The organism is Isoptericola sp. NPDC057191, assembly GCF_042670225.1.
Taxonomy (GTDB): domain Bacteria; phylum Actinomycetota; class Actinomycetes; order Actinomycetales; family Cellulomonadaceae; genus Isoptericola.
In genome coordinates, this window is the sequence record NZ_JBHUWC010000139.1 from 1 (window position 1) to 11,083 (window position 11,083).

The following is an 11,083-nucleotide window of genomic DNA, read 5'->3' on the forward strand; positions in this document are numbered from 1 at the left end:
CCCGCCGCTGAGCGCGGTGACGGGTGCGCGGCCGGGCGCCCCGAGTCAGGTCCGGGGGAACGTGACCCGCAGCGTGGCCGTGCCGTCCGTCGTCGAGCGCACCGTCAGCCGCAGCGCCCCCGAGCGGGTGGTGAACGTCGAGCCCTTGCGCAGGTTCGAGTGCCGGGCCGACTCCTTGCCCATCGGCACGATGAGGTGCTCGCCCGGGTAGGCCCACGTCGAGCCCTCCCGGCCGAACCGGCTCACGGTGACGCCGTACGACACCGTGTAGTCGGACGCGGCACGCCAGGGCATGCCGCCCAGGTACGGGTAGCGCGCGCCGGACTGCCGGCGGAGCTCGACGTAGTAGTACTGGCCGGTCTTCGGGTCGACGGCGCGCAGCAGCGTCGGCCGGCTCGTGCTCCGGTGCCGGGCGTCGATCACGACGGTGCGGGCGCCGGACTTCTTCGTCACGGTGGCGACGTCGGACCCCGGCAGGACGCCCAGCCGCTTCAGCTGGGCACGGGACAGGGGCGAGGTGCCCACGGCCGCGAAGTCGGACCCCATGAGGTCCATCGGGTCCAGGCCCTGGGCCATGCCGCAGCGCGGCGACGTGAAGCTGCCGTCGGGGGCGCCGGTGCACCAGCCCACCCCGGAGTGCTCGAGGCCCAGGTTGTGGCCCAGCTCGTGCGCCAGCGTCGAGACCGCGGTCGCGTACTGGGCGTGGGAGAAGCGCGAGCTGCGGGCCTCGCCGTCGGCGCCGCCGAACAGGGAGAACGACCAGCCGCCAGGGTTGTCGCGGCTCGCCTTGTTCGGCAGGGAGCCGAGCCCCAGCGTGCCGAGGCACGTGTCGCCGTAGCGCGAGCCGCCCGGGTAGTCGCCGCGGACGTAGGGGAACAGCACGACGAGGTGCTCGCGCGTGCCCGGACCGAGGGTGCGGGAGTCGAACCAGCCGGTGCCGTAGTGCGCCCGCCCGCCTGCCTTGACCTGCTTGAGGATGCCGCCCGTCGTCGAGCAGGACCCGTCCCCGGTCTTGATCCGTTCGATCGCCGAGCTGCGCACGAACTTGATCCGCCCGCCCGACTGTGCCGACCAGTACGCCGAGACCTTCGCCAGCAGGGCGTCGACGTCGCGGTCGCGCACCAGCTGGGCGGCACGGTTCTGCGTCATCCAGCGCGGCGTCGCGACGGCGACGTCCACCCGGTGCACCCTGCGGTCCGTCTGGGCCCGCATCGTGGAGCGTGCCATGTCGGGCGAGGCGCCCACGGCCGACTGCCAGCGGACGACGTCGTCGACGGTGCCGGCGCCGACGTCCGGGCGGACCGGGTCGATCGCACCGACGGTGGAGGCGGCGACGCCGGACGCCGCGACCGACGTGGTCGACGCCGCCGACGCGGTCGCCACGGGTGGTGCGCCGGACGCGGCGAGCGGCTCGGCGAGCAGTGCGGCGGTGACGAGGGCGGCGACGGTGACCGCGCGAGCCTGCATGACGTTCCCCCTGGGGCTCCGGCGTGGCGCCGGGAGGCGCGCACGGGTGCGAGAAGCGTAGGCGTCCCCCCGGGCTGCTGCCTGCCCGGTCCACGGTGACGTCGCCCGTCCGCAGGGTGAAATCGTCGCCCGGGGCTCCGGCGTCGCGCCCGAGCCCCGAGGCGCCGCAGTGCGAGCGCGGTCAGAGCAGGCGGAGCTCCACCACGGGGACGACACGGAGCCAGTCGGCCTCGCCCTGGTCCCGGGCCAGGGGTGCGGCCCACTCCGCGAGCACCGGGCGCAGCTGCGCCCACGGGCCGGGGTGGGCGTCGGTGTACGCGCGCAGGACCGCTGCGCCCTCGTCGGGGGGCAGCACGACCGCCCGTGCCCGCGCGTCGCGCCGCAGGCCGAGGGAGACGAGCACCCGCGGGTCCGCCCGCACGTTGCGGAACCACTGCGACCGCGGCCCCAGGCCGGCGACGACGACGGCGCGGTCGCGTGCCGGCCGCGCGACGACCTCGAGCACGACGTACCGCCGCTGCCCGCTGCGGCGGCCGCGGTGCTGCATCATCAGCAGCCGCCCGCCGGCGAGGAAGCCGAGACCGGACCGGAACAGCCCGATCGGGGCGCGGACGAACCACCGGGTGTGCAGGGCGCGGGACGCGAGGCTCATGCCCTCGAACCTAGGTTCCGTCGCGCGCGCCGACACGTCGAGGGCGACTTCCCGCCCGCCGCGCCTGGCCGTGAGGGAGCCGGTGGGGATAATCGCCCGCGTGGACATCGAGAGCGGCTGCCGCGCGTTCGTCGCGGTGAGCGAGCGCCGAAGCTTCACCGGGGCGGCGTCGGCGATCGGTGTGCCGCAGCCGGTGGTCAGCCGCCGGGTCGCCGCCCTCGAGGCCCACCTGGGCGGAACCCTGTTCGACCGGACGACGCGCGAGGTGTTCCCGACCGCGCTGGGGCGGCGGTTGCTCCCTGCCGCGCAGCGCGTCGTCGACGCGGTGGACGACCTGCGGGCGACAGCCGCCACGCAGGAGGCCGCTCCCGTGCGGCTGGCCGTCCCGGACGACATGTCGCCGACGGCCACGGCCACGCTGATCGGCGACGCCCAGCAGGAGGGCATCCTGCTGCGGGTCGTCCCCGCCCCGCCTGCCCGACGTGCCGAGCTGGTTCGGGACTCGCTCGCCGACGCGGCGCTCGTCGCCGCCACCACGGGCGCGGCGCGCTGGACGGCACCGCTCGGGCTGGGCGGGTGCGGTCCGGACGGCGGGGCACGGACGTATCTCGACGAGCTGGCACCCCGCCGCGGTGAGGGCGGTCCTGCGCGCCGCGTGTGGGTCACCCCGGAGGACGACAACGCCCTGGTGGGGGACTTCCTCGTGCGGCACGCCGTCGCCGCGGGGTGCCTGCCAGGACAGGTGCGGGTGGCGCCGCTGGTCCCCGGCCTGGCGGCCGTGACGACCAGCGCGGACCTGCTGCTGTGCACGCCGGCGCAGGCACGCGAGCTGGGCCTCTCCTGGACGGCGCTCGGCGGGATCGACCTCGCCCGCACCTACCGCCTGGAGCGACGGGCCGGTGGCCTGGCGGCCGTGGACGCCGTCCTGGACACGTTGGCCGCGGCTGTCGCGCTCGCGCTGGGCGCGGCGGAGGTCGCGGGATGAGCGGCGGGTCCGGCGGGTCCGTGGTGGCGCACGAGGTCCGGCGGGTGCGGGACGACCTGGCGGACGCCGGGCTGACGGCCGGGATCCTCGTGCGTGACCTGGACTCCGGGCACGAGGTCGGCATCGACCCGCACCTGGACCTGCCGGTCGCCTCCTTGGTGAAGATCCCGGTGGCGCTGGCAACGCTCGAACGGATCCGCCGCGGTGATCTCGACGGCGGTACGCCGATCACGGTCGCCCCGGGGCGGGTCACGACCGCCGGGCCACCGGGCACGACCCGCTTCCGCCATCCCGCCTCGGTGGCGCTGGAGGACCTCGTCTACCTGGCCGTCTCGCTGAGCGACAGCAGCGCCTGCGACGCACTCCTCGCGCTCACCCCGCCCGCCCGCGTCGGGCACGTGCTGCGGGAGCTCGGGCTGCCGGACATCGAGATCCGGCACGGTCTGGGCGAGCTGGGCGACACCCCCGTCGAGGCGCTGGAGCACCGGCATCCCGGCCTGGGCCACGCCTTCGCGGCGATGGCCACCACGGCGAACGGCGGCAGCGTGATCCGGTGGCTCGACGTGTCGGTGACGACGACCTCCTCCGCCCGGGTGCTGGCCGACCTCCTCGCCGCGGTCTGGGACCCGGACCGGCTGCACCCCGCGGTGTCTGCCCGGTTGCGCGAGCTGCTCGCCGCCAACGTGCACCGGCAGCGCCTGGCGCCGGAGTTCGACCGCGACTCCTCCCTGTGGTCCTCCAAGACGGGCACGGTGCTCAACCTCCGGCACGAGGCAGGCGTCGTCGAGCACGCGGACGGCGGCCGGGTCGTCGTCGTGGTCCTCAGCCGCTCCGCGGTGCCGGCGGGCGCGCAGCCGGCCGCGGAGATCGTCCTCGGGCGGGCGGCGCGCCGGCTGCACGACCTGGTGCGTCGCACCTCGCCGCCCGCCCGGGGGGCCGCTCCTGGTCAGAGGAGGTCGAGCGGCGTCCGGTAGTCAGGCACGACGACGCGGGTGCGTGGCGAGGCGCGGCGGACCGACCGCACCATCGAGCGCAGCTGCCCGGCGGTCTTGGCGTCCTGCACGGTGGGCGGGTCGGTCGGCGGGGCCTCGAAGTGGTCCCAGTGGACGGGGACCACCAGCCGCGGCCCCCCGAGCGCGTCCATGAGCCGGGCGGCGTAGTCGCTGGTGACGTCGTTCGCAGGCACCGGCACGGCGACCGCGTCCGGCCGCAGCCCCCGCAGCGACACGTCGTCGAAGTCGCTCGCGCCCAGGAGCAGCACCCTGCGCCCCGAGGGCGCACGCAGGAGGTACGCGAGGGTGTCGCCCTCCGGCAGGTCCGCGACGGTCGCCGGAGGAGCGGGCACGGTGTGCCGCACGCCGGGAAACAGCACGCCGCCGTTTCCGGAACGGCTGTGCAGCGACCGGACCGCGCGGACCACCAGGTCGCCCACGACGATCTCCTCGCCGCCCTTGAGCACCGCGACCTGAGCGGCGGCCGTCCCGAGGGACTGTGCGAGGTGGTAGCCGGTGAGGGTGGTGAACACCGTGCCGCCCCGGGTGGCGGCGATGTGCGGGACGTCGCCGAAGTGGTCCCAGTGCGTGTGGGTGACCAAGGTGGCGGTGACCGGGTCCGAGGCGTCCGCCGGTCCCAGGGCGGCATCGACGGCCGTGGGGTCCACCGTGAGCCCCGTGCTCGGCACGAACCGGCCCTTCGCCAGGCCGGTGTCGAAGCGGGTCAGGTAGGGATCCACGAGCAGCCGCGTCCGGGGCGAGCGGACCTGCCAGCCCGCGACGCCCAGCCAGCGGAACGTCGCGAAGCCGCCGACTCCCGTCGCTCGTGACGCAGCCAGGGCGGAGGGTGTGCCGCTCAGGGCTCCGGCGGCGGCCGTGCCGGCCGCGGCGAGCAGGGTCCGGCGGCAGACAGGGTGGGGCATGGTCGTCTCCTCAGGTCGTCGTGGTGACGACCGTGGCAGCCGGAGATCGATGCGCACCAAGACGGCGAGGCGCGTACTCATGCACGAGGTGCATGAGTGGCCGGTGGCTGCGTGCGGCCGTGCCGGAGAACGACGAAGGCCCGGACCGTGTCGGTCCGGGCCTCGCGATGGAGCGGGTGACGGGAATCGAACCCGCGCTGTCAGCTTGGGAAGCTGAAGTTCTACCATTGAACTACACCCGCGCAGCAGCACCTGACGGTGTGCGCGCCCCGATCATACCCAACGGGGACGGATGCTCCGAACCCCGTGCGTCGTCGTCGGGACAACCGGCGGCCGGCACGCCGCGGGCGGCGTGCCGGCGACGGCGTCAGAGCGGACGGATGTCCGAGGCCTGGAGGCCCTTGGGGCCCTGGGTGACCTCGAACTCGACCTGCTGGCCCTCGTTCAGGGTGCGGAAGCCGCTGGCCGAGATCGCGCTGTAGTGCGCGAACACGTCGGCGGTGCCGTCGGAGGGGGCGATGAAGCCGAAGCCCTTCTCCTCGTTGAACCACTTCACAGTTCCGGTGGTCATGTTGTCTTCTCTCGTTGATGCGACGGACCCGCGAACGTGGGTCCGGTCGTCGCGCCCGATCGGGCACGGACGGTGTGGGTGCGGGCTCGACGAGCGCGCACGGTGCCCTGGCGTGACGGGGCAGGAAGCCGCGTCGCCTGGGCAAGGGTGGGGACGACCGCGACCAGCCGCGTGTAGCGGTCGTGGACGTGGAAGCCGTCGGGAAGTCGGGTGATCATGCCGCCGTACTCGCCGTCGACCGTCGCGACCCACAGGTCGTCGTCGGCCCGGCGCCACACGGGGATCGATCGAGATTCGCCCTCTGCCGCAGACGCGGAGGCGGGCCGTTCGATGGTGGAAGAAGTGATGCTCTCTGCTCTCGCTCCGCGCTCGCTGGGCGGAGATCGTCGGTGGACAGCGGTGCTGTCACGTGCGCGGGACCATGCTTCGATGCCGTGGACCGAAGAGTGCCATGGAGTCGTTCCCCAGGCGTGCGCAGCGTCCAGGATACACGAGGCCGGACGCCGTCCGGCATCGGGGCCTCCATGGAGCATGGTCGCGGCGGCTCAGCGCGCCACGCGCCACGGTCCGTGAGCGTACGTGGGCGCCCGGCGGGCCCGGCGACTACCGTGTCCCCGTGCTGCTCTCCGACCGCGACATCCGGGCCGAGCTCGACGCCGGGCGGGTCGTCCTCGACCCGTACGAGGCGTCGATGCTCCAGCCCTCCAGCATCGACGTCCGCCTCGACCGGTACTTCCGGCTGTTCGACAACCACAAGTACCCGTTCATCGACCCGTCGCAGGAGCAGCCGGAGCTGACGCGGCTGGTCGAGGTCGCGCCGGACGAGCCGTTCGTGCTGCACCCGGGGGAGTTCGTGCTCGGCTCGACGTTCGAGTCCGTCTCCTTGCCCGACGACGTCGCGGCGCGCCTGGAGGGCAAGTCCTCGCTGGGGCGGCTCGGGCTGCTCACGCACAGCACGGCGGGCTTCATCGACCCGGGCTTCTCGGGCCACGTGACGCTCGAGCTGAGCAACGTCGCGACGCTGCCGATCACGCTGTGGCCGGGCATGAAGATCGGCCAGATGTGCTTCTTCCGGCTGTCGTCCCCGGCCGAGCACCCGTACGGCTCCGACGCGTACGGGTCGCGGTACCAGGGCCAGCGGGGCCCGACGGCGAGCCGGTCGTGGCAGTCCTTCCACCGGAGCACGGTCTGACCGGCGCGCGGGGCCGCGGCCCCGGGGCCGACGGCGGGGCGCAGGACGCGTTCCGCGACGGGTCGCGTCGTCGCTACGCTCGGTCCCGCCGCGCCGGCACCGGCGCGGGGCGCACCGCGTCCGTGTCACGGAAGGAGCTCCGCCAGATGGCCCAGCACCAGCCTGCCCTGCCCCCGCTTCCGACGGTGTCGGCGCAGGGTCACCAGGCCCGCCACCTGCTCGGGGTGCCCGCCGACGTCGTCGTCGACGAGATCGAGGTGCTGGCGATGTCGCGCTTCGTCGGCACGCGCTGGGACGTGGTGCCGGCGGACCTGCCCGGTGCCGACGTCCCGGTGGGCCGGATGGCGAACCCGGGGGAGCCGGGCGTGCTGCGGCTCTCGCGGCACAGCGCCCTCTCGGGGCCGTACGCGCCGTCCGGCAAGGGTGTCGACGCGGGGCTGCCGCCCGGCACCGAGATGGTCTTCGACGTCGTGTGCCCGCGGGAGCGCTGGGACGACGCCACCCGCTTCGGCGGCGACCGGGACGGCATCGGGCGCGCGTTCCCCGCGGCGCTGCCGAACCGGGAGGAGGAGCGCGTCGTGACGTGGCTCGTGCAGGCGGCGCGTCGCCTGGGCGGCTCGGTGCGCCTCGACGTCGCCGGCACCTGGGCCGACGACGACGGCGGCCGACGCAGCGCCGGGCCGGGCGTGGTGCTGACGCCGGACCCTGGCCGCGACGTGGACCTCACCGTGTACTCCGACATCTGGCTGGACCCGCAGGCCGCGCACCGCGTGCTGCAGGCCGTGCACCCGCGCGTCGTGCTCGCCACCGAGGGCAAGCCCTACCAGGGCCCGCCGCGCGGGCTCGCCGACCGCCCCCTGTACCCGGGCGAGCCGCTGGACCCCGAGGTCCGCAAGGCCATCCACGAGCGGGCGGACGACGTCGACATCGACGCCCTGCAGGCGCCGATGGTGCTGGACGCCTACGGGCTGACCAGCGACCTCGGCCTCGACGGGTCGATCACGGTCGAGGTGGTCGGCGACGAGACCCTCCCGCTGCTGGTGCGGGAGCTGCCCTGGGCGGCGTCCGGTGCCGTCTGCTACCACGTGCGCTGGGACGCCCCGGACGTCTACGAGGCCAACCAGGAGTTCCCGCAGGCGGCGCACGTCGTCGCGCGGCGCCGCGCGGCGGACCTCGTCGGGAAGATGGCGGTGGCGATCCACGCCGCGGTCGGCGGCGAGATCGCGGACGAGTCCGACTTCCTCCTCGCGCCCGAGGACCTCTGACCGCCGCTCTGCTTGGTGCTCTCCTTGGCGCTCTGCTTGCCGCTCTCCCTGCCACGCTCCTTGCCGCGCTCCGCTCCCGACGGGCCTGGCCTGCCTGTTTGACACCCCCTGCGGACGCCGCTTAGCGTTCACCTCGGAAAGCGTATTCCGCGAGGTTCATCACAGTGGCGTGAGGAGCAGCATGGTGACGACGACACCGGGGTCGGCGATCGGGCGCACGAGCCGAGCGGTCGAGGAACCCCAGAACGAGGCGCGGCGCGCACGGCCGCTGCCCGCACCCGTGCGCTGGGTGCTGGACCAGTGGCGGCCCATCGCGTTCGTCGTCGCGCTGTTCCTGGTGTGGTGGTTCGTCACGGCGCAGGGTCTCGTCGCGCCGTACGTGCTCCCGTCGCCCGCGGACACCTGGGCGGCCGCGACCGAGAACGTCGACTACCTGCTGCACCACACGTACGTGACGACCTACGAGACCGTCGTCGGCTTCGTGATCGCGGTCGTGGTCGGCGAGCTGGTGGCCGTGCTGATGGCCTACTCGCGCAACACGGAGAAGACGCTCTACCCGATCATCCTCGTGGCCCAGGTCATCCCGAAGATCGCCGTCGCCCCGCTGTTCGTCGTGTGGCTCGGCTTCGGGCTGGCGCCCAAGATCACCGTCGCCGTGCTCATGGCGTTCTTCCCGGTGGTGGTCTCCGGCCTGGCCGGGCTGCGCTCCGTGGACCCCGAGATCCTGCAGCTCACCTCGACGATGGGCGCGAGCCGCGTCAAGACGTTCGCCAAGGTGATGTTCCCGGCCTCGCTGCCGCAGCTGCTCTCCGGCCTCAAGGTGGCCGCGACGCTCGCCGTCACGGGCGCCGTCGTCGGCGAGTTCGTCGGGGGCAACGACGGGCTCGGCTACGTCATCCTGCAGGCCAACGGCAACATCGACACCGCGATGCTCTTCGCCGCCCTGTTCATCATGTCCGCCCTCGGCATCGTCCTCTTCGCCGTCATCCAGGTCGCCGAGCGCTTCCTCATCGGCTGGCACGCGTCGCGGCGCCTCGAGTCGGCCGCGACCACCGTCGCGGCCTGACCGCAGTCTCCGTGCGCCACCCGCGCAACCCGCAGGACCCCCACGTGCAAAGGAGCACCCAGATGTCTCTCCGATCGTCCGTCCGGTCGAAGGCCCTCGTCGCCGCCTCGGCCGTCTCCGCCGCCGCCCTCACGCTCGCCGCCTGCACGCCGTCCACCGACGGCGGCACCGAGGCCGAGGCGCAGGGCGCGGCCGACGCGACCGACGTCACCCTGATGCTCAACTGGTACCCCTACGGCGAGCACGCCCCGTTCTACTACGGGCTCGAGGAGGGCATCTTCGCCGACCACGGGATCAACCTGAAGATCGAGGCCGGGCAGGGCTCCACCAAGACGGCCCAGGCCGTCGGTGCCGACCAGGTCCAGTTCGGGTGGGCCGACACGCCCGCCGTGCTGGCCAACATCGACAAGGGCGTCAAGATCCGCAGCCTGGGCGTCTTCCTCCAGACCACCCCGTCGTCCGTGCAGGTCTACACCGACTCCGGCATCAAGGAGCCCGCAGACCTCGCGGGCAAGACGATCGCCGTCTCGGCGGGCGACGCCCCGACCACGACCTTCCCGCTCTACCTCGAGGCCGCCGGCGTGCCCGAGGACGCGGTGACGCAGCAGAACCTCGACCCCGCGGGCAAGATCTCGGCGATGCTCACGGACAAGGTGGACGGCCTCATCGGGTTCGCGCACGACCAGGGCCCGACGATCGCCGCCAAGAGCGGCAGGGACATCACGTACCTGCGCTACTCGGACGTCGGGCTCAACTTCTACAGCAACGGGCTCATCGCCTCCGAGGGCACCATCGAGTCCGACCCCGACCTCGTGAAGGAGATGGTCGCGGCGACGTCCGAGGCGTTCGCCGCGGCCGCCGAGGACCCGGACGCCGCCGTCGCCTCCATGGAGGGCAAGGACCCGCAGATGCCCGCGGCCGACGTGCTCACCGAGCAGTGGAAGCAGACCATCGACCTGCTGCACACCGACGCCACCGCCGACGAGGCGCCCGGCGTGAACGCGCCCGAGGACTGGGCGGCGACCCTGGACGTGCTGTCCAGCTCCGGCCTCATCGCCGAGGGCACCACGGCCGACGACTACTTCGACGACTCGTTCGCCCCGGCGAACTGAACGGAGGCGTCATGACCACCACGACCACGGGCGGGACCACCACGACCGACACCGTCGTCGACGTCGAGGACGTCTCGGTGACGTTCCGCAGCCGTCGGGTGTCGACACCCGCGCTGGGGTCGGTCGACCTCCGGCTCGCGCGCGGCGAGTTCGTCACGATCGCGGGGCCGTCGGGCTGCGGCAAGTCCACGCTGCTCAAGGTCGTGGCGGGGCTGACCGCCCCGACGACGGGGCAGGTGCGGCTGCGCGGCGAGGTGGTGCGGGGGCCCCGCCAGGACATCGGCTTCGTCTTCCAGCGCGCGGCGCTGCTGGAGTGGCGCGACGTCCGGGCGAACATCCTGCTGCAGGCGGAGATGCGCGGCATGGACGGCGCCACCGCGCGGCGGCGGTGCGACGAGCTGGTCGAGATGACCGGGCTGTCCGGCTTCGAGAAGGCGATGCCGCACGAGCTGTCGGGCGGCATGCAGCAGCGCGTGTCCCTGTGCCGCGCCCTGCTGCACGAGCCGGACGTGCTCCTCATGGACGAGCCGTTCGGCGCGCTCGACGCCCTCACCCGGGAGCGCATGAACGTCGAGCTGCACCGCATCTGGCGCGAGACCGGCATCTCGGTGCTCCTGGTCACCCACTCGGTGGCGGAGGCGGTGTACCTCGCCAACCGCGTCGTCGTCATGGGCCCCCGCCCGGGCACGATCATCGAGGAGCTCACGGTCGACCTGCCGGCCGAGCGCGACTACGGCGAGACGGTGCGCGACGCCGAGTTCGGCCGGGTCTCGGGGCGGGTGCGCGAGCTGCTCGGGTCGCCCGGCGGGGACTGACGACGCGGGCCGCTCCCCGCCCCGCCAGCCCGAGAGGGCGGGG

Annotated in this window: 11 protein-coding genes and 1 tRNA gene; 7 read left to right on the forward strand and 5 right to left on the reverse strand. The window is 73.8% G+C overall.

Annotation, left to right across the window (positions count from 1 at the left end):
- Positions 1-45: 45 nt before the first annotated feature.
- Positions 46-1,467 (reverse strand): hypothetical protein, encoded by a 1,422-nt coding sequence (locus tag ACFT55_RS15270; protein WP_380244692.1) that lies wholly within the window; start codon positions 1,465-1,467, stop codon positions 46-48.
- Between the two features lie 181 nt (positions 1,468-1,648).
- Positions 1,649-2,119 carry a nitroreductase family deazaflavin-dependent oxidoreductase gene (locus ACFT55_RS15275; RefSeq protein WP_380244693.1) on the reverse strand — a complete coding sequence of 157 codons (471 nt, stop codon included), beginning with the start codon at positions 2,117-2,119 and terminating at the stop codon, positions 1,649-1,651.
- 100 nt (positions 2,120-2,219) lie between these two features.
- Between ACFT55_RS15275 and ACFT55_RS15280 the strand changes: the two genes are divergently transcribed.
- Both ACFT55_RS15280 and ACFT55_RS15285 read left to right on the forward strand, forming a co-directional pair.
- Positions 2,220-3,104 carry a LysR family transcriptional regulator gene (locus ACFT55_RS15280; protein ID WP_380244694.1) on the forward strand — a complete coding sequence of 295 codons (885 nt, stop codon included), beginning with the start codon at positions 2,220-2,222 and terminating at the stop codon, positions 3,102-3,104.
- Positions 3,101-4,078 (forward strand): serine hydrolase, encoded by a 978-nt coding sequence (locus tag ACFT55_RS15285; protein WP_380244695.1) that lies wholly within the window; start codon positions 3,101-3,103, stop codon positions 4,076-4,078. The genes ACFT55_RS15280 and ACFT55_RS15285 overlap by 4 nt, the downstream gene beginning before the upstream one ends.
- Here the strand turns inward: ACFT55_RS15285 and ACFT55_RS15290 are convergent.
- The 3 genes from ACFT55_RS15290 to ACFT55_RS15300 form a co-directional block, all read right to left on the reverse strand.
- On the reverse strand, positions 4,051-5,019 hold the full coding sequence (locus tag ACFT55_RS15290; protein ID WP_380244696.1) for an MBL fold metallo-hydrolase: 969 nt from the start codon (positions 5,017-5,019) through the stop codon (positions 4,051-4,053). The genes ACFT55_RS15285 and ACFT55_RS15290 overlap by 28 nt on opposite strands.
- Before the next feature lie 168 nt (positions 5,020-5,187).
- Positions 5,188-5,261 (reverse strand) — tRNA-Gly (locus ACFT55_RS15295).
- A gap of 125 nt (positions 5,262-5,386) precedes the next feature.
- A complete protein-coding gene (locus ACFT55_RS15300) occupies positions 5,387-5,590 on the reverse strand; it encodes a cold-shock protein (RefSeq protein ID WP_380244697.1) in 204 nt (67 codons plus the stop codon).
- Positions 5,591-6,206: 616 nt separating this feature from the next.
- Between ACFT55_RS15300 and dcd the strand changes: the two genes are divergently transcribed.
- The 5 genes from dcd (at position 6,207) to ACFT55_RS15325 (ending at position 11,040) form a co-directional block, all read left to right on the forward strand.
- Positions 6,207-6,782 carry a dCTP deaminase gene (gene dcd, locus ACFT55_RS15305; RefSeq protein WP_380244698.1) on the forward strand — a complete coding sequence of 192 codons (576 nt, stop codon included), beginning with the start codon at positions 6,207-6,209 and terminating at the stop codon, positions 6,780-6,782.
- A gap of 146 nt (positions 6,783-6,928) precedes the next feature.
- Complete coding sequence (locus ACFT55_RS15310; protein WP_380244699.1) at positions 6,929-8,047, forward strand: hypothetical protein; 1,119 nt, start codon at positions 6,929-6,931, stop codon at positions 8,045-8,047.
- Positions 8,048-8,231: 184 nt separating this feature from the next.
- Positions 8,232-9,113: an ABC transporter permease gene (locus tag ACFT55_RS15315; RefSeq protein WP_380244700.1), complete on the forward strand. Its 882-nt coding sequence runs from the start codon at positions 8,232-8,234 to the stop codon at positions 9,111-9,113.
- A gap of 62 nt (positions 9,114-9,175) precedes the next feature.
- Positions 9,176-10,225 (forward strand): ABC transporter substrate-binding protein, encoded by a 1,050-nt coding sequence (locus ACFT55_RS15320; protein WP_380244701.1) that lies wholly within the window; start codon positions 9,176-9,178, stop codon positions 10,223-10,225.
- 11 nt (positions 10,226-10,236) lie between these two features.
- Complete coding sequence (locus ACFT55_RS15325) at positions 10,237-11,040, forward strand: ABC transporter ATP-binding protein (protein ID WP_380244702.1); 804 nt, start codon at positions 10,237-10,239, stop codon at positions 11,038-11,040.
- The last annotated feature ends 43 nt before the right edge of the window (positions 11,041-11,083 follow it).

What these genes read in the sequence shown, in the direction of transcription:
- ACFT55_RS15270 (WP_380244692.1), bottom strand. Translation starts at nt 1,467, where the DNA reads ATGCAGGCTCGCGCGGTCACCGTCGCCGCCCTCGTCACCGCCGCACTG.
- ACFT55_RS15275 (WP_380244693.1), bottom strand. Translation starts at nt 2,119, where the DNA reads ATGAGCCTCGCGTCCCGCGCCCTGCACACCCGGTGGTTCGTCCGCGCC.
- ACFT55_RS15285 (WP_380244695.1), top strand. Translation starts at nt 3,101, where the DNA reads ATGAGCGGCGGGTCCGGCGGGTCCGTGGTGGCGCACGAGGTCCGGCGG.
- ACFT55_RS15290 (WP_380244696.1), bottom strand. Translation starts at nt 5,019, where the DNA reads ATGCCCCACCCTGTCTGCCGCCGGACCCTGCTCGCCGCGGCCGGCACG.
- ACFT55_RS15300 (WP_380244697.1), bottom strand. Translation starts at nt 5,590, where the DNA reads ATGACCACCGGAACTGTGAAGTGGTTCAACGAGGAGAAGGGCTTCGGC.
- ACFT55_RS15310 (WP_380244699.1), top strand. Translation starts at nt 6,929, where the DNA reads ATGGCCCAGCACCAGCCTGCCCTGCCCCCGCTTCCGACGGTGTCGGCG.
- ACFT55_RS15320 (WP_380244701.1), top strand. Translation starts at nt 9,176, where the DNA reads ATGTCTCTCCGATCGTCCGTCCGGTCGAAGGCCCTCGTCGCCGCCTCG.
- ACFT55_RS15325 (WP_380244702.1), top strand. Translation starts at nt 10,237, where the DNA reads ATGACCACCACGACCACGGGCGGGACCACCACGACCGACACCGTCGTC.